The organism is Micromonospora sp. RL09-050-HVF-A (assembly GCF_019374995.1).
Taxonomy (GTDB): domain Bacteria; phylum Actinomycetota; class Actinomycetes; order Mycobacteriales; family Micromonosporaceae; genus Micromonospora; species Micromonospora antibiotica.
Map to the genome: position 1 here is coordinate 2418537 of NZ_JAGKQP010000002.1, position 18034 is coordinate 2436570.

At 72.2% G+C, this 18034-nt stretch carries 13 protein-coding genes and 2 pseudogenes; 7 read left to right on the forward strand and 8 right to left on the reverse strand.

All coding sequences use genetic code 11. The features are described 5' to 3' along the window. Nucleotides 1-240 precede the first annotated feature (240 nt). A complete protein-coding gene (locus tag J7462_RS10290) occupies nt 241-534 on the forward strand; it encodes an antibiotic biosynthesis monooxygenase (protein ID WP_208569225.1) in 294 nt (97 codons plus the stop codon). 481 nt (nt 535-1015) lie between these two features. Further along, nucleotides 1016-1777 carry an SDR family oxidoreductase gene (locus tag J7462_RS10295; protein ID WP_255597662.1) on the forward strand — a complete coding sequence of 254 codons (762 nt, stop codon included), beginning with the start codon at nt 1016-1018 and terminating at the stop codon, nt 1775-1777. A gap of 123 nt (nt 1778-1900) precedes the next feature. Here J7462_RS10295 and J7462_RS10300 read toward each other — a convergent pair. From J7462_RS10300 to uvrB, 4 genes and pseudogenes are all read right to left on the reverse strand, one after another. Beyond that, nucleotides 1901-2755: pseudogene (locus tag J7462_RS10300) on the reverse strand (helix-turn-helix domain-containing protein); the annotation flags it as partial. Between the two features lie 164 nt (nt 2756-2919). After that, on the reverse strand, nt 2920-3288 hold the full coding sequence (locus J7462_RS10305; RefSeq protein ID WP_219463782.1) for a VOC family protein: 369 nt from the start codon (nt 3286-3288) through the stop codon (nt 2920-2922). 23 nt (nt 3289-3311) lie between these two features. Then, the gene (locus J7462_RS10310; protein ID WP_308290852.1) at nt 3312-4214 is read right to left on the reverse strand and encodes an AraC family transcriptional regulator; all 903 of its coding nucleotides are present in this window, start codon (nt 4212-4214) and stop codon (nt 3312-3314) included. Continuing rightward, nucleotides 4211-6319, reverse strand: coding sequence for an excinuclease ABC subunit UvrB (uvrB, locus tag J7462_RS10315; RefSeq protein ID WP_208569228.1), 2109 nt, complete (start codon nt 6317-6319; stop codon nt 4211-4213). Before uvrB ends, J7462_RS10310 begins: the two co-directional genes overlap by 4 nt. Before the next feature lie 345 nt (nt 6320-6664). Here uvrB and J7462_RS10320 point away from each other — a divergent pair, with 345 nt between their 5' ends. Then, entirely contained in the window at nt 6665-8248 is a 1584-nt protein-coding gene (locus tag J7462_RS10320; protein WP_219463783.1) for a hypothetical protein, read from the forward strand. 93 nt (nt 8249-8341) lie between these two features. Here J7462_RS10320 and coaE read toward each other — a convergent pair whose 3' ends face one another. Continuing rightward, entirely contained in the window at nt 8342-9526 is a 1185-nt protein-coding gene (gene coaE / locus J7462_RS10325) for a dephospho-CoA kinase (protein WP_219463785.1), read from the reverse strand. Between the two features lie 319 nt (nt 9527-9845). Continuing rightward, the gene (rpsA, locus tag J7462_RS10330; protein WP_208569231.1) at nt 9846-11345 is read right to left on the reverse strand and encodes a 30S ribosomal protein S1; all 1500 of its coding nucleotides are present in this window, start codon (nt 11343-11345) and stop codon (nt 9846-9848) included. 403 nt (nt 11346-11748) lie between these two features. Here rpsA and J7462_RS10335 point away from each other — a divergent pair, with 403 nt between their 5' ends. Together J7462_RS10335 and J7462_RS10340 are read left to right on the forward strand one after the other, a co-directional pair. Next, entirely contained in the window at nt 11749-12558 is an 810-nt protein-coding gene (locus tag J7462_RS10335; RefSeq protein WP_219470211.1) for a class I SAM-dependent methyltransferase, read from the forward strand. Between the two features lie 234 nt (nt 12559-12792). Continuing rightward, the gene (locus tag J7462_RS10340) at nt 12793-13140 is read left to right on the forward strand and encodes a DUF3140 domain-containing protein (RefSeq protein ID WP_208569232.1); all 348 of its coding nucleotides are present in this window, start codon (nt 12793-12795) and stop codon (nt 13138-13140) included. A 25-nt stretch (nt 13141-13165) separates the two neighbouring features. Here the strand turns inward: J7462_RS10340 and J7462_RS33580 are convergent. Then, nucleotides 13166-13725: pseudogene (locus tag J7462_RS33580) on the reverse strand (isochorismatase family protein). A gap of 99 nt (nt 13726-13824) precedes the next feature. Beyond that, nucleotides 13825-16533 (reverse strand): DNA polymerase I, encoded by a 2709-nt coding sequence (polA, locus tag J7462_RS10350; protein ID WP_219463787.1) that lies wholly within the window; start codon nt 16531-16533, stop codon nt 13825-13827. Between the two features lie 659 nt (nt 16534-17192). Between polA and J7462_RS10355 the strand changes: the two genes are divergently transcribed. Next, nucleotides 17193-17375, forward strand: coding sequence for a hypothetical protein (locus J7462_RS10355; RefSeq protein ID WP_219463790.1), 183 nt, complete (start codon nt 17193-17195; stop codon nt 17373-17375). A gap of 329 nt (nt 17376-17704) precedes the next feature. Then, on the forward strand, nt 17705-17977 hold the full coding sequence (locus J7462_RS10360) for a hypothetical protein (protein ID WP_219463792.1): 273 nt from the start codon (nt 17705-17707) through the stop codon (nt 17975-17977). The last annotated feature ends 57 nt before the right edge of the window (nt 17978-18034 follow it).

Sequence of the window (18034 nt, forward strand, 5' to 3'; positions counted from 1 at the left end):
GCAGCATCACGTTCCGAAACCGGTCGCCGCGCCGGTCGCTCCGCTGCGGCAGACCGCCCACAGCGCCCGTCGAGGGGTGATGCCGCAGGTGGGGGCCGATCGGGTCGGCTGGCGCCACGCCACACCCCGCAAGGCTTCCTAGGAGGCTAGGTGTGGCTGGTGCGGAGTCGGTCCGCCTGCTCCGCGCCGGGTTCGGCCCCACTGCGGTGGGGCCTCGGCAGGGCGTGGCAGGCTGTCAGCATGGTGCTTGAGGTCGCGCTCATCGACGTACTGCCCGGACACGAGGACGATTTCGCCGCCGCCTACGCGGAGGCGCACGCCATCATCATCGCCACCGAAGGGTGCCGCTCGGTCCGGATGACCCGGGGCATCGAGTCCCCCTCCCGCTTCGTGCTGCTGGTCGAGTGGGACTCGGTGCAGGCCCACGAGGAGAACTTCCGGGGCACCGAGGCGTTCGACAGGTGGCGGGCGCTGATCGGCCCACACTTCGCCGGACCGCCCCGGGTCGAGCACTTCGTCGACGTCCCGGCCTGAGCCGAGCCGGCCGTTCCGGGTCGGCCCGGCGGGTCCCACCATCCGACCCCACGGGCCACAGGTCGTTTCGCGGTCGACCCGGCGGCGGGCCGGCCGGTTCGGGGTGGCCGGTTCGGGGTGGCCGGTTCGGGGTGGCCGGTTCGGGGTGGCCGGTTCGGGGTGGCCGGTTCGGGGTGGCCGGTCGAGCGGTCCCGGTTCGGGGCGGCCCGGCGGGTAGAGAAATTTACCTTGGTCGATCAGATTCGAGCCGGTTCTGTCGTACCTCCGGGTTATCGTGCGGCGCACGCGCGGCCCACCGGCCCCGACACGTTCGGGGGTGCCGGGCCCGGTGGTCGCGCGCCGACCCACCGTGCCGGTGCCCCACCATGCCGCCGACCCACCATGCCGGCGCTCCACCGTGCCCGTGGCCCGTTGCGGCCGTCACGGCGCAGTGGTGTTAATCCGTGGCGCCGGGTGCGCCGGCTCCGGTTGACTGGCCCGCATGACCGCACGGGTGTTCCTGGTGACCGGGGTGAGCCGACGGGTCGGCATCGGCGCGGCGGTCGCCCGCATCCTCGCCGCCGACGGACACCGGCTGCTCCTCACCGGCCTGCCCGACTTCGACGACGCCCAACCCTACGGCGGTGACCCCGACGGCGTGCCGGCGTTGCTGGCCGACCTGGCCGGCTCCGCCGAACACATCACCGCCGACCTGCTCGACCCGGGCACCCCGGCGGCCCTGGTCGCCGAGGCGGTACGCCGGCACGGCCGGCTCGATGCCGTGGTGGCCGCGCACGCCTACTCCACCAGCACCCGACTGGGGGAGCTGGACGCCACCCAGGTCGACCGGCACCTGCTGGTCAACGTCCGGGCCTGTCTGCTGCTGGCCGACGCGTTCGCCACCGCCTTCACCGCCGGGGCCGGCGGCCGGCTGGTGTTCTTCTCCAGCGGCCAACGACTCGGCCCGATGCCCGACGAGTTGGCCTACGCGGCCAGCAAGGCCGCCCTGGAGAACCTCACCACGCAGCTCGCGCCGCTGCTGATGGCCCGGGGGATCACCGTCAACTGCCTCAACCCCGGGCCGACCGACACCGGTTACGCCGCACCGGAAGCACACGCCGCCGTGGCCGCGCGCTTCCCGGGCGGACGCTGGGGCACCCCGCAGGAGGCGGCCCGGCTGGTGCGCTTCCTCTGCTCACGGGAGGCGGACTGGATCACCGGCCAGGTCATCGACTCCGAGGGTGGCTTCAACCGCTACGGGTGAGCCCGGACCGGCCGGCCGCGTACCGGGGCCGTCGGCCGCTTCGCCCGCCTCTCCCCCACGGTGGGCGGCACCCCCACCGCCGGCCGAACCGACGGCGACCGCGGGTGGGCCGACGGCGAGACCGGCGGCCCTGCGACCGAGTAGTTCCACCGTCTCCGCCGCGCTGAGCGCGGCGGCGGAGAGCCAGCCGGTCATCCGGTCGTAGCGACCGACGTCGGCGTCGGAGGCCAGCCGCACGTCGGTCGTCAGCGCCTCCAGCATCACCGTGCGCGGGTCGGCCGGGTCGGGGAACGAGTAACACGAGAAGGCGGTCAACGGGTACGCGCCACCACGCGGGACCGCCGTCCTCGGCACCACCCGGATGGTCACGTGCGGCAGCTCGGCCAACGCCAGCAGCTGGTCCAACTGCTCACGCCACACGTCGGCGGGCAGACCCGCCGGATCGCAGGCCCGCTCGTCGAGCAACGCGGTGTACTGCGGCGGATCGGGGCGGCGCAACACCCCCTGCCGGGTGAGCCGGGCCCGCAGGTCGGCCTCGACGTCGACGTCCGGGTGCAGCAGTCGACCGGCGGTGATCCGCAGCCGGGCGTAGCCGGGCGCCTGGAGCAGGCCCGGCAGCACCGTCGGCTGGTATTCCACGATGGACGCCGCCCCCGCCTCCAGCTCGGCGTAGGTGCGCTGCCGCTCGCTCATCTCGCCGAGCGCCTTCCACCAGCCGCGCCCGGTCGCCGCGTCGCGGGCGATGACGATCAGCGCCTCGCGCTGCGGCGACGGCACCTCGTAGACGTCCAGCAGATCGAGTACGTCGGCCAGGTCGGGCCGGCTCTGCCCCAGCTCGATGCGGGACAACTTGGAGGTGGAGGCCCAGCCCAACCGGGCACAGACCTGTTCCAGCGTCAGCGCCTCCCGTCTGCGCAACTGGCGCAGCTCGGCGCCGAGCCTCGCGCGTCGAATGACAGGACTCGATGACAATGGCATCCCGGCCTCCCCACGAGGGAGGGTACGCAGGATCATCACCCAGGGCAACACTTTGCTTGCTCACCGCAACAATAATCTGAGCCCGATTCGGATGACGCCGCTGTCGGAGACGACCCCGAACGGCAGCCCCCCGTTCGCTACGGCTGTCGTTCGGGGCCGTCCGGTCAGGGCCGGTAGGTGCCGAACGACCAGACGTGACCGGCGAGGTCCCGGGCCGCGTAGTCACGGGAACCGTAGTCGGTGTCGAACGGTTCCCGGACAATCTCCGCCCCGGCCGCCCGCGCCCGGTCGTGGTGGGCGTCCAGGTCGTCGACCGCCACGTAGACGGCGTAGTCGTCGTCGGCCGGCCGATCCGGTCGCCCCCGGCCCGTGCCGAGCATGACGATGCCGTCACCGAGGGCCAGTTCGGCGTGCGCCACCGTCCCGTCCGGGCCGTCGTGCACCGCGTGGACCCGGAACCCGAACGCCGTGCAGAGCCAGTCGATCGCCGCCCGGGCGTCGGGATACCGGAAGGTCGGGTAGATGTTGGTCATGCGTCGAGTGTGCCGTCCGGGGATCAGCCCGGATTGGACGAATGGGAACCCGGCCGGCCCACCGCCGTCGGGGTCGCCCCGGTGAACTCCCGGAACTCCCGGATCAGGTGCGACTGGTCGTAGTAGCCCCAGCGCACCGCCAACTCGGCCCAGCCGTCCGTCGGATCGGGACGATCCGACCCGACGGGCGACGCGGGCACGGCGTGCGTCCACCCCAGGGCCGCGTAGGCCCGCTGGAAGCGCAGCAGCCGGGCGGTCGTCTTCGGGCCCAGCCCCAACTCCCGGCGGAACCGCGCGGTCAGGTGCCGGCGACTCCAGCCCAGTTCGTCGGCCAGCTCGCCGATGCCGATCCGGCCGGCCGACCCGGCGAGTCGACCCCAGGCCCGGCCCAGGTGTTCCTCGACCGGATCGGTGGCCGCCAGCCGGGCCCCGAGCGCCGCGTCGAGCAGAGCGAACCGGCGGGGCCAGTCCGACATCTCGGCCAGCCGGACCCGTAACCCGTCGAGCCACGGATCGGGCAGCCCGTCGACCGCCACCGCCCGGTTGGCCAACTCCCCCAGCGGCACCCCGAGGATCCGACGGGCCGCCAGCGGGGTGAGCAGCAACTGCACCCCGGCACCCGCCCCGACCGTCGAGGTCGTGCAGTAGCCGTCGTACGGCCCGGCCACGAACGAGTCCACCTGGTACGCGCTGTGCGCCGCCGAGCGCGGGTTCAGCACGTCCAGCGGGGCGCCCCAGCCGAGGATGAGGACCACGAAGGCCCCGGCCGCCTCGTGCCGCACCAGTGGCGACGCCGCACCGGCCGGCACACCCCCCGGATGCGCCGGCCGGCTCTCCCGGTAACCCAGGTATCTGCCCACCAGGGGGCGCAGCCCACCGGCCGGTGTCCCGACGCGCACCTCGTCCAGCACCGGGGTGGCCGTCACTTCACCCCGGCGGCGTCCATCCCGCGCAGTTCCTTCTTGAGGTCGGCGACCTCGTCGCGGATCCGCGCCGCCAGCTCGAACTGCAACTCGCGGGCGGCGGCGAGCATCTGGTCGTTGAGTTCCTGGATCAGCTGCGCCAGGTCGGCGCGGGCCATCCCCTCCCGGGAGGGCGTGCCGGCCGTGGCCCGGCTGCGGCTACGGGTCTCCTTGACCGGCGCCTTGCCCCGGGACAGCTGACGTGCGGCCCCGCCGATCCGGGAATTCTCGGTGTCCTCCGCCTCGCGGTAGATGTCGTCGAGGATGTCGTGGATCTTCTTGCGCAGCGGCTCGGGGCTGATCCCGTGCGCCTCGTTGTGGGCGATCTGCTTGGCCCGGCGGCGGTTGGTCTCGTCGATCGCCGACGCCATCGACGGCGTGATCTTGTCGGCGTACATGTGCACCTGGCCGGAGACGTTACGGGCGGCCCGGCCGATGGTCTGGATCAGCGACCGGCCACTGCGCAGGAAGCCCTCCTTGTCGGCGTCCAGGATCGCCACCAGGGAGACCTCGGGCAGGTCGAGCCCCTCCCGGAGCAGGTTGATGCCGACCAGCACGTCGTAGTCGCCCTTGCGCAGCTCGCGCAGCAGCTCCACCCGGCGCAGGGTGTCGACCTCGGAGTGCAGGTAACGCACCCGGATGCCGTTCTCCAGGAGGTAGTCGGACAGGTCCTCGGCCATCTTCTTCGTCAGCGTGGTGACGAGCACCCGTTCGTCCCGCTCGGTCCGCAGCTTGATCTCGTCCATCAGGTCGTCGATCTGGCCCTTGGTCGGCTTGATCACGACCTCCGGGTCGATCAGGCCGGTGGGGCGGATGACCTGTTCGACGAACTCGCCCTGGGCCTGTTCCATCTCCCAGGTGCCCGGGGTGGCCGAGAGGTAGACCAGTTGGCCGACCCGCTCCAGGAACTCGTCGAAGCGCAGCGGACGGTTGTCGGCGGCGCTGGGTAGCCGGAAACCGTGGTCGATCAGCATCCGCTTACGGGAGGCGTCGCCCTCGAACATGCCGCCGATCTGCGGGATGGTGACGTGGGACTCGTCGACCACGGTGAGGAAGTCGTCCGGGAAGTAGTCGAGCAGGCAGTGCGGGGGACTGCCGGGCAGTCGGCCGTCGATGTGCATGGAGTAGTTCTCGATGCCGGAGCAGAACCCGACCTGCCGCATCATCTCCAGGTCGTAGGTGGTGCGCATCCGCAGCCGCTGCGCCTCCAGCAGCTTGCCCTGCCGTTCCAGCTCGGCCAGCCGCTCCCCCAGCTCGGCCTCGATGTCGCGGGTGGCCCGTTCCATCCGCTCCGGACCGGCCGCGTAGTGGGTGGCCGGGAAGATCAACAGGTGGTCGACCTCCTTGACCACGTCACCGGTGAGCGGGTTGAGGTAGTAGAGCTTCTCCACCTCGTCACCGAACAGCTCGATGCGGACCGCCAGCTCCTCGTACGCCGGGATGATCTCCAGGGTGTCGCCCCGGACCCGGAAGGTGCCGCGTTGGAAGGCCATGTCGTTGCGGGTGTACTGGATGTCGACCAGCCGGCGTAGCAGCTGGTCGCGGTCCAGCTCCTGCCCGACGGCGATCCGGACGGCCCGGTCGAGGTATTCCTCGGGGGTGCCCAGGCCGTAGATGGCCGAGACGGTCGCCACCACGATCGTGTCGCGCCGGGTGAGCAGCGACATGGTCGCCTTGTGCCGCAGCCGCTCGACCTCCTCGTTGATCGAGGAGTCCTTCTCGATGTAGGTGTCGGTCTGCGGGATGTACGCCTCGGGCTGGTAGTAGTCGTAGTAGGAGACGAAATACTCCACCGAGTTGTGCGGGAGCAGCTCGCTGAACTCCTTGGCCAGCTGGGCGCAGAGCGTCTTGTTGGGGGCGAGCACCAGGGTCGGCCGTTGCAGTCGCTCGACCAGCCAGGCGGTGGTGGCGCTCTTGCCGGTGCCGGTGGCGCCGAGCAGCACGGTGTTCCGGTCGCCACGTCGAACCCGACGCTCAAGATCATCAATGGCGGCCGGCTGGTCGCCGGCCGGCTGGAAGTCACTGACGACCTGGAAGCGACCGTCGAGCCGGGGAATGTCGAGCGCCATGACATCAACGGTACGCCGCGGGTCCGACACTGTGCCGCGACCGTCGCCAGCAGTCGACCACCTTCGATATTGCCATTGTGGCCCACATCTCAGAGGGCTAGCCTGGACACCGTAGGCCGCTCGCGGCGGCCGACCGCGGCAGTGGCCGGGCCTCGACAGGCTCCCACCGCCCGGCACCTGGGGTCGCAGCACCCGGACATCACCGGCGTGCGCATCCCGCGTGGTCGCGCCCCTGGCGCAGACCGGCCGCCGCGAGCGCCCCTGCCCGTCCGGCCGGCCACCGCCCGCCCACCCCACCCGTCCCGGCGGCGTCACCCCGCCCCCGGCCGGCCCGTTCAACTCCACGTGGAGACCTCGCCCGACCGGCCACGACACCCACCCGGCACCGGCCCGGGACGACGACGTGCCGGCCGGCGACACCGAACCGCCGGCCGACCGGTCGCCCTCGGCACGACCGCCCCGGCCGGCCCCGAGGACCGCACGCCGGGGCGGCGAAGCGCCACCCTGCTCGTCCTGGGCGCGGTCGCGGCCACCTCCGCCGCCGCCCTGGTGGCCGGCCTGCTCAGCTGGTCGCCCGCACCGGCCACGCCGGCCCGCGCGCTGACCGGCGACGAGGTCGAGCGGCTGGCAGCCGCCCGGGTCAGCGCCTACCGGGACGTCCGGGCCGGGGTACGGGTGGCCGTCGGCACCGCAGCCGGCCGTACCGACCTGGTCGGCTGGGTCGACTGGTCGCGTCCCCTGGCCTACCTCGCCGTCGGCGGTCCGGGTGCCGGCCAGGACCGGGGGCTGGTGCAGGCCGCCGGCCCGGTGGTGGTGCACCGTCGCGACCCCACGGCGATCGTGACCCCGGCCCGGCCGCCGCTGGTGCCTCCCGTCGACCGTTGGCGGCTGCGCGACCGACCCACCGGGCGACGCCTGGACGGCGCGCTCGCCGTCCTGTTCGCGCTGGCCGCCGACCGGGCCGAGCCGGCCGAACCACTCCGCACCGGCGGACGGTGGCTCGGCCGGGACACTGTCGGCGGCGACCCGGTGGACGTCCTCCAGGCGGCGCTGCCGCCGGTCGGGCCCCGTGGTCGGCCCGCCGCCGGGCCGACCGGTCGACCGGTGGCCAGGGACACCGACCCCCGCTGGTGGGTGGACCGGGACGCCCGGCTGCGTCGCTGGGCGGGCCGGCTCGACGACGGGACCCCGGTCACCATCGAGCTGGACCGGGTCGACCGGCCGACGCCGTGGCCGGTCGACGCGCTCGGTGGCCGGCCAGGACTGCCCCGGGCCCTCACCGACGAGGAGGCCGCCCGGCTGGGCCGCCTGGCCACCCGGCTACGCGCCGGCAGCGGGGCCGCCGTCACCGTGACGGCCCCCCTCGGGGCCGCCGCCAACCTGCGCGGCAGCGGCTGGTTGAGCTGGTCCGACGATGTCTCCTACCTGTCCGTCGCCGAGCTGGACACCCTCGGCCGTCGGACGCTGCGGCGGCGGGACCGGACCGGCTTCGCCCGGGCGGACGTACCGGTCGGGCCGGACACCGCCGCCCCCGGTCCGCCGTTGCCGCCGCCGGCCGGGACCGGCTGGCGGCTCGGCGGTCGGCCGGCCGACGAGCTGGACATGCTGGTCGACGCGGCGCTACAGGCCGACGGGCGCCCGCCGGGCGTCGACACGGCCGTCCGGATCCGGGGCGACCGACGGGCCAACCGGCCGGTGGACGTGTTCGAGGTACGCCAGCAGGGCCGGCGACTGCGCTACTGGCTGGACCGCACCGGGTTCCCGCACCGGCTGGAGCTACGCACCACCGGGGGTCTGTGGGCGCAGCTGGACCTGAGCCCCGGGCCGCTGCCGGCGGGACTCGTCGCGCCCCACCGCACGGCAACGTCGGCCTCACGACCCGGCGGACGCCACGACGCTGCCGGCGGCACGATTCGGCCGACGCCCTGACCCGGCAGACGGGCACGACGCTGCCGAGTGCGCGATCCGGCGGACGGCACGATTCCCGGTGCCGTCCGCACCGGCTGGGGAGGAGGGCTGCGGTCAGGGACGCCAGCCGGTCCGGGTCGCCCACGCCTCCGCCCGCAGGTACTCCTCCGCGGACCACGGGTCGCCCGTGGCGGTGGACCCCGGATCGGGCGGCGCCGCCAGCTCCCGCTCCACCAGCAGGTGGGCCGCCCGTTGACCGGGATCGGCGCGCAGGTGGTCCCGCATCAGCAGGGCGTGTCGCCAGCCGGGGGATCCGGCCACCCGCAGGTGCACCCGTACCGGCCGCCCCGGGTCGGCACCGCCGTGCAGCCGCTCATCCCGGCCCGCCCCGCCGTCGCCGGCTGCCGGTCGGGGTGCGTCCCCCCGGACGTCGGGCACCCTGGGAAATCCGGCGTCGGCGAGTCGCCGCGCCAACACGCCGTCCGCCTCGGCCAGCGACGGGACGGTCACCTGCACGTCGATGACGTCCCGGCCGGCCAGCCCCGGCACAGCGGTCGAGCCGACATGGTCGATCCGCAGGTCGGCCGGGGCGAGCGCGTGCCGGATCCGGGCGGCGAGCCGGGCGTACTGCTGCGGCCAGGTCGGGTCGGGCTCGGTCAGCACCGCCCACCCCTCCCGGACCGCCCGGTGTTCCCGCACGTTGCGCTCGTAGGGCAGCAGGCGGTCCCGCCAGAGCGCGTCCACGGCGGCGTGCAGCTCGTCGAGACCGCCGTCGTTGTCGAGGACCACGTCGGCCGCCGCCCGGCGGCGGGCGTCGTCGGCCTGGGCGGCGATCCGCCGCTCGGCCTCCGCCCGGGTCATCCCCCGGTCCCGCACCAGCCGCGCCAACCGGATGGCCACGGCCGTCTGCACCACCACCACCAGGTGGTACGACGGTGCCAGCCCCACCTCCACCAGCAGCGGCACGTCGTTGACCACCACCGCGTCGGCGGGGGCCGCAGCGGACAGCTCGGCGGACCGGGCCCGTACCCGGGGATGGGTGATCTCCTCCAGCCGACGGCGGGCAGCCTCGTCGGCGAAGACCAACGCGCCCAACGCCGCCCGGTCCAGTGCGCCATCGGCGGTCAGCACCCGGTCGGAGAAGGCGGCCACGATCTCGGCCAGCCCCGCACTGCCCGGCGCGACCACCTCCCGGGCGATCCGGTCGGAGTCGACGATGATCGCGCCCCGCTCGGCCAGTCGGGTCGCCACCGCGCTCTTGCCGGACCCGATACCACCGGTCAACCCCACCCTCAGCACCGACCCAGTCAACCGGATCGGCCCCTGCCCCACCACACCACCCCCGCCCCCACCTCCCACCACGCCACCAGGCCCGTGTTGCCGGCGCACCGCACCGGGAAGCCCGCCCCGGGCACCGGCGGCACCTGACCGCCGCCGACGGGCCGCCTCGCACCCGGAGCGCCACGCGGTGTCAGCGGGGTAGCCGTATCCGACGCCGACGCCAAAGAGCCCCGCCTCCGGTCCACTGAACGTGGACCGGAGGCGGGGCTCTTCTGGTCAGCGGCTACCCGGGCCCGGGTACGACGTCAGACGTGGTACCCGGTGGCAGCCTCCTGGGTCACTTGCCGCCGGCGAGCTTCTCCCGCAGCGCGGCGAGCGCCTCGTCGGTGGCCAGGGTGCCCGCCGGCTCCTCGGCCTGCCGGCTCGGGGTCGACGAGCTGGTCGAGGTGGTGGTGCCACCACCGGCGGCCACGGGCGGAGCCGGGTTGGCAGCGGCCTCGGCGTCGGCGGCCCGGGAGGTCTGCACCTGCTTGGTGTGGGCCTCCCAGCGCTGACGCGCCTCGGCGTACTGGTTCTCCCAGGTCTCGCGCTGCTTGTCGTACCCCTCGAGCCACTCGCCCGTCTCCGGGTCGAAGCCGTCCGGGTAGATGTAGTTGCCCTCGGTGTCGTACGTCGCGGCCATGCCGTAGAGGGTCGGGTCGAAGTGCTCCTCGCCCTCGACGAAGCCCTCGTTGGCCTGCTTGAGCGACAGCGAGATCCGGCGGCGCTCCAGGTCGATGTCGATGACCTTGACCATGACCTCGGAGCCGACCTGCACGACCTGCTCCGGGATCTCCACGTGGCGCTCGGCCAGCTCGGAGATGTGGACCAGGCCCTCGATGCCGTCGTCCACCCGGACGAAGGCGCCGAACGGGACCAGCTTGGTGACCTTACCCGGCACGATCTGCTGGATCGCGTGGGTGCGGGCGAACTGCCGCCACGGGTCCTCCTGGGTCGCCTTCAGCGACAGCGAGACCCGCTCGCGGTCCAGGTCGACGTCCAGGACCTCGACCTCGACCTCCTGGCCCACCTCGACGACCTCGGACGGGTGGTCGATGTGCTTCCAGGAGAGCTCGGAGACGTGCACCAGGCCGTCCACGCCGCCCAGGTCGACGAACGCGCCGAAGTTGACGATCGACGAGACGACGCCCTTGCGGACCTGCCCCTTCTGGAGCTTGTTGAGGAACTCGGTGCGCACCTCGGACTGCGTCTGCTCCAGCCAGGCCCGGCGGGACAGGACCACGTTGTTGCGGTTCTTGTCCAGCTCGATGATCTTGGCTTCGAGCTCGCGGCCCACGTACGGCTGCAGGTCACGCACCCGCCGCATCTCGACCAGGGAGGCGGGCAGGAAGCCGCGCAGCCCGATGTCGAGGATGAGGCCACCCTTGACCACCTCGATGACCGAACCGCGGACGACGCCGTCCTCGTCCTTGATCTTTTCGATCGTGCCCCAGGCCCGCTCGTACTGCGCCCGCTTCTTCGAGAGGATCAGACGCCCCTCCTTGTCCTCCTTCTGGAGGACCAGGGCCTCGATGTGGTCACCGACCGAGACGACCTCGGCGGGGTCCACGTCGTGCTTGATCGACAACTCCCGCGAGGGGATGACACCCTCGGTCTTGTAGCCGATGTCGAGCAGGACCTCGTCCCGATCGACCTTGACGACGGTGCCTTCGACAATGTCGCCGTCATTGAAGTACTTGATGGTCTCGTCGATCGCGGCGAGGAAAGCCTCCTCGGAACCGAGATCGTCGTGGGTGACCCGGGTGGCGCTCGAGGGGGCCTCGATGCTGCTCGTCATGTGGGCGGTTGCTCCGGTCGGATGGGTTGTCACAGCAGGCGTGGTGTCGCAGTGACCCGTTCGCGCCAGCGGATCCGCCACCGGGCACACCGAACGATCGTCAAGAGAAGACCATTGGTGCTCCGACGACCGCGCACCTGCTCCCTGCCGAGGTACACGATCCACGAGCGCATCGTCTAGCCTACCCGCTGCATTACCACAGCGTGCAAGGCCTCCCGGGTCCTCGCGAACCCGCCAGCTGCGAAAGCGGAGATTTCGGGGAAAAAGCGCCTCCGGTGTCTCATCCGTCACATCCACCCCACGGGACCGACAGCGTACGGCGGTCCGGCACGCCGCGCGCGGCGGGTCCGGCGGGCGAGACCACCGCAGGGCCTAGCGTGAGCTGGTGAACGACGACGAGCTGGTGGACGACGACGAGCGGGTGCTGCGACGCCGGGTGGGCGCCACCGAGGCACGATGGGCCAACCGGGGCTGGTGGGACGCCGACGCCGACGACTACCAGGCCGAGCACGGCGCGTTCCTGGGCGAGGTCGACTTCCGCTGGTGCCCGGAGGGGCTGCGCGAGTCCGACGCGCGGCTGCTCGGCGAGGTCGCCGGGCGGCGGGTGCTGGAGGTCGGCTGCGGCGCGGCGTCCTGCGCCCGCTGGCTGGCCACCCAGGGGGCGGAGCCGGTGGCCTTCGACCTCTCCGCCGGAATGCTGCGGCACGCCGCCCGCGCCGCCGGCACCACCGGGGTACGCGTCCCGCTGGTGCAGGCCGACGCCCTGGCCCTGCCGTTCGCCGGGGCGTCCTTCGACATCGCCTGCACGGCCTTCGGCGCGATCCCGTTCGTCGACGACTCCGCCGCCCTGATGGCCGAGGTGCACCGGGTGCTACGCCCCGGGGGGCGCTGGGTCTTCTCGGTGACCCACCCGATGCGCTGGGTCTTCCTGGACGACCCCGGCGAGGGTGGCCTGACCGCCGTGCACTCGTACTTCGACCGCTCGCCCTACGTGGAGCAGGACGAGCGGGGGGTGGCTAGCTACGTCGAGCAGCACCGGACCCTCGGCGACCGGATCCGCGAACTGGTCGACGCCGGCTTCCGCCTGCTGGACCTGGTGGAGCCCGAGTGGCCGGCCGGACACCGGGAGACCTGGGGGCAGTGGAGCCCGCTGCGCGGACGGCTCTTCCCCGGCACCGCCATCTTCGTCACCGAGAAGCCGACCGCCAGCTGACCGGTGGCGGCTGCCCGCCCCGCTCCCGACCGACTCCTTGTCACCCGGGCCGTCGGGGCCGGGCTGAGCGGCACCACCGGACACCTGCCGATCACCGGGGTGTCACGTAGCACCGGGTCCGCACCGGTCGTTTCGGTGGACCGCCCCCGGGTACGCGGCGGACATGGCCGAGCAGAGGTTCCGCATCCGCCATGACGGCACCCGACGTCGCCCGCCGACTGGAGGCGGTGCGCGATGAGCCGGGCCGACGATCCGCAGCAGACCTACCGCGAGTTCACCGAGGCGGTGAACATGCGGCCCGGCGAGCTGTCCTCCTGGTTACAGACGGCTGAGTCCAAGCACGTCGGCTGGCACAAGGGTGGACGTGCCGGCGGCGGCGAGTCGGTCGGCCACTCGTCCGGGCGGCGGATCGTCGACCTGCTCCGCCGCAAGCGGGCCGAACTGTCGGCTGCCGACTACCAGCACATGCGCACGGTGATCGGGTACGTGCACCGGCACCTGGCGCAGCGGCCCGCCGGTGACATCCGGGACACCAGGTGGCGCTGGTCGCTGATGAACTGGGGCCACGACCCACTGCGGTGACCGCCCCCGACCGGGGCGGCGGAGGTCAGGCCGGGGCGGCGAAGTCGACGTCCTCCGCCTCGACCGTGCCGGCGGTGCGTCCCGGCGCCGTCTGGTGGGCCCAGTAGAGGTTGGTGTGCGCGACGACCTGCTCGGGCGGTGGAGCACCCCACGCCGTCCGGTCCTGCGTGGTGTGGGCGTCGCCGACCAGCACGGTGTCGTAGCCTCGGACGAACGCGCCGTGCAGCGTCGACCGGACACACGCGTCGGTCTGCGCACCGGCCACCACGAGTCGCCCGACACCCAGCCCGGCCAGCACCGACTCCAGCGCAGTGTCCTCGAAGGAGTCGCCGTAGTGCTTCTCGACCAGCGGCTCGGCCTCGCCGGGGCCAGCTCACGGACGATCCGCCAGTCGTCGCTGCCCCGGACGAGGTCGGCGTCGCAGTGCTGCACCCAGACGACCGGCACCCCCTCGTGTCGGGCCCGCCGCACCAGTGCACCCACGGTGCCGACGACCTCGTCACGCCGGTGCGTCCCCGCGACGACGCCGTTCTGCACGTCGACGACGAGCAGCGCGGTGTGCGGCCGGTCGTGGAGTGTGGTCATGTCTCCCCCTCGTCCCCGTCAGAATTCCCTGGTCAGGTCGCCGACCACCGACCCGAAAGGCCGTGGCCCAACGGGCCACCGCCCTGGTGGCCGACCGGCCTAGTGGTCGGCGCTGTTCCAGTCCCGGCCCGCGCCGACGGAGACCTCCAGGGGCACCGACAGCGGATAGGCCGCCCCCATCTCCTGCCGGACCAGGGCCTCCAGCGCCTCCCGCTCGTCGGGGGCAACCTCGAAGACCAGCTCGTCGTGCACCTGGAGCAGCATCCGGGAACGCAGCCCGGCGTCGCGCAGCGCGGTGTCGACGCGCAGCATGGCGACCTTGATGATGTCGGCCGCCGAGCCCTGGATCGGGGCGTTGAGCGCCATCCGCTCGGCCATGTCCCGGCGCTGCCGGTTGTCGCTGACCAGGTCGGGCAGGTAGCGGCGGCGGCCCAGGACGGTGGAGGTGTAGCCGTCCTGGCGGGCCCGGGCCACCACCTCGTGCAGGTAGTCACGCACCCCGCCGAAACCGGCGAAGTAGTTGTCCATCAGCCCGCGGGCTTCCTCGGCGGTGATGCCGAGCTGCTGGGACAGGCCGAAGGCGCTCAGCCCGTACGCCAGGCCGTAGTTCATCGCCTTGATCTTTCGGCGCTGGTCGGCGGTGACCTCGCCGACCGGGACGGTGAAGACCGACGACGCGGTGGCGGCGTGGAAGTCGTGGCCGGAGTTGAACGCCTCGATCAGCGCCTCGTCCAGGGACAGGTGCGCCATGATCCGCATCTCGATCTGGCTGTAGTCGGCGGTGAGCAACGTCTGGTAGCCGTCGCCCACCACGAAGGCCCGGCGGATGCGCCGGCCCTCCTCGGTGCGGATCGGGATGTTCTGGAGATTCGGGTCGGTGGAGGAGAGCCGGCCGGTGGCCGCCACGGTCTGCTTGAACGTGGTGTGGATGCGGCCGTCGTCGGCGACCGACTTGAGCAGGCCGTCGACGGTGGTCTTGAGCTTCGCCACGTCCCGGTGCCGCAGCAGGTGCTCCAGCACCGGGTGCGGGTTCTGCGCGTGCAGCCACTGGAGCGCGTCGGCGTCGGTGGTGTAGCCGGTCTTGATCTTCTTGGTCTTGGGCAGCCCCAGCTCCCCGAAGAGCAACTCCTGGAGCTGCTTGGGCGAACCCAGGTTGAACTCCCGCCCCACGGCGGCGTACGCGCTCTGCGCGGCGGACTTCACCTCGCCCGCGAAGTGCGCCTCCAGCTCCTGGAGGTAGTCCAGGTCGGCACCGATGCCGACGCGCTGCATCGCGGCGAGCACCTCGGACAGGGGCAGCTCCACCTCGGCCATCAACCGGGCCGACTGCTCGCCGTCGCGGGACAGCTCGGCGTCGATCGCGTCGGCCAGGTCGAGGGTGGCCCGCGCCTGCAGCATCAGGTTCTGCTCGGCCTCGCCGTCGTCACCGAGGCCGTCGAAGGTGAGCTGCCCGGTCTCCGGCGCGTCGACCCGCAGCTCGCGGTGCAGGTAGCGCAGCGCCAGGTCGGTCAGGTCGTAGGAGCGCTGGTCGGGACGGGCCAGGTAGGCGGCGACCTCGGTGTCCCGGGCGACGCCGGCCAGGTCCCAGCCCCGGGCGGCGAAGGCCAGCCGGGCGTGCTTGCTGTCGTGCAGCACCTTCGGTTGCTGCGGGTCGGCCAACCAGTCGGCCAGGGCGCGCTCGTCGGCCTCGGCCAGCGTCGTCGGGTCCAGCCACGCCGCCGGGCCGGTGGCCAGCGCGAACGCCAGCGCCTCCAGCTGCGGCTCGTAACGCTCGCGGGGTTCCTTCGGCTTGGCCGGCGTCTTCACCGCCACACCGACCTGGGTGCCGACCGGGGCGTGCGTGGCCAGCCAGTCGGTCAACGCGCCGGGCGCGGTGAGCACCTCGGCGGTCAGGTCGAAGCCCGCCTCGGCCTCCGGCTCCACCGCCTCCAGGTACTGGTAGAGCCGGTCGCGCAGGATGCGGAACTGGAGCGTGTCGAAGACCTGGTGCACGGCCTCCCGGTCCCAGCCCTGCCAGCGGGCGTCCTCGGGACGGATCGGGAGCTCCAGGTCGGAGACCAGACAGTTGATCTCGTAGTTGCGGATCACGTCGGCGAGCCGCTCGCGCAGGCTGTCGCCGGCTTTGCCCTTGATCTCGTCGGCGTGGGCGATCACGCCCTCGACCCCGCCGTAGGTGGTGATCCACTTGGCGGCCGTCTTGGGGCCGACGCCGGGGATGCCGGGCAGGTTGTCGCTGGTCTCGCCGACCAGCGCGGCCAGGTCGCGGTAGCGCTGCGGGCCGACACCGTATTTCGCCTCGATCGCGGCCGGGTCCATCCGGGCCAGGTCGGAGACGCCCTTGCGGGGGTAGAGCACGGTCACGGTGTCGCCGACGAGCTGGAAGGCGTCCCGGTCGCCGGTGCTGATCAGCACCTGCATGCCCTGGTCGCGGGCCTGGCAGGCCAGGGTGGCGATGACGTCGTCGGCCTCGTAGCCCTCGCGCTCGACGACCGGGATGCGCAGCGCGTCGAGGACCTCCTTGACCAGACTGACCTGCCCCTTGAAGTCGGCCGGGGTCTCGCTGCGGCCGGCCTTGTACTCCGCGTACTTCTCGGTGCGGAAGGAACGGCGGGAGACGTCGAAGGCGACCACGATGTGGGTGGGCTGCTCGTCGCGGAGCACGTTGATCAGCATCGAGGTGAAGCCGTAGACCGCGTTGGTCGGCTGCCCGGTCGTGGTGGAGAAGTTCTCCACCGGCAGGGCGAAGAACGCCCGGTATGCCAGGGAGTGTCCGTCGACGAGAAGCAGGCGCGGCGTCGTAGCTGTCACGGCAGCGACTCTAGTACGGGATACCGACAGCGCTCGCGCGCCAGCACCGGGTCGTGCGACGACCGACCACCCCCCTCCCGGATCAGGACGCCCTGTTTCCGGATCGGTCCGGCGGCCGGACCACGGCCCGCGCCGCACGCGAGGAGGCCCGCCGCACGCGGTGATCGCGAGGAGGCCCGCCGCACGTGGCGATCGCGCAGGTCGGCGCATCGGACAACGCCTCCGCCGGGAGCGCGAGTGCGCCCGGCGAACCGCCGGCGGCACCGGACCGGCAAGGAATCCACCATTGTTCACCACTGCCCGTGGTACGCGATGGTCCCCGCAAAGCCCGACGGTCCCCGTAAACGTGATGGCCCTCGTAAAGCGTGCCGACCCCCGTGCAGCGCAATGAGCACCACCCTGTCAGCGGTCGAAATCGGCCGCTGTCCCTCGCCGCCGAACACCGGTCACCCTCACGCCGACCTGGCCAGCAGTAGCCCGAATGGGGGACAGGATTACCTCGACTCGCACACCTCCACACCGATTTCAAGGCTTGACATGCATCTTCGACACCAGCATCGTATTGACGAACAGCAACCGAAAGATTGGAGCGGGGGATGAAAAAGCTGGCGCGACGATTAAGCGTCGCTGTCGCTGTCGCGGCGGCCGGTGTCACGCTCGTGGGAAGCCCGGCATATGCCGGGGTCTGGGTGGACGGCGGGCTCTATCAGGTCCTGTCCGACTGCCAGGCCGTCGGTGACGGTCGCAAGCTGATCGGGATGTACCAGACGTACACCTGCACCAAGGAATGGGACAACGTCGCCAAGAAGAACTTCTACCGGCTCCGCGGGTACATGAACTGACGCGGGCTCGCCAGGAATAGCGGCCGGCTCACACCCGACCTTCAGTGACATCACCCGTCCCGTGTTGCGGAAATACGCAGGACGGGCGATGCCGCCATGCCCTGAAACGCTTATTCCAGAAAACGTGAACGGCATATCGAACGGTCCGGGTCGACGCGTGCCTCCGGTCAGCTGACCCGGCGGTGGCCGTCGTGGCGAGCAGGCCGGGGACGCGTACGCCCGCTTATCGGTTCCGGAAAAGCTGGCAGACAACACACAGTGCCGAAGAACAGCGAAATCACGATGGGAGACGACGGAGAGCCATGCGGAAAGTTGCGAGAACCGTTGCGATGTCGGTCCTGGCCACGGCCGGGGCCGTCGCCTTCATGGCAGGTCCCGCACATGCGGGGGTGTGGGTCAATGGTGGCTTCTACTCGTCGGAAGCCGAGTGCCGGAGCACGGGCGCGGCACGGGTCGCGAGCCATCAGTACGAGGCCTACACCTGCACCTTCGGTACCAAGTCGTGCGTGGCGGAGCCGACGGGATCCGGCGTCGCCGTGGGCCTCGTGCCCTTCGACCGGTGCGGCGAGCGGGGATACTTCCTCCGCGGCTACATGAACTGATCCGCCCACCGGCGGGCCGACTCGACACTGGGGACAACGGTCGGCCCCGGTACCCAC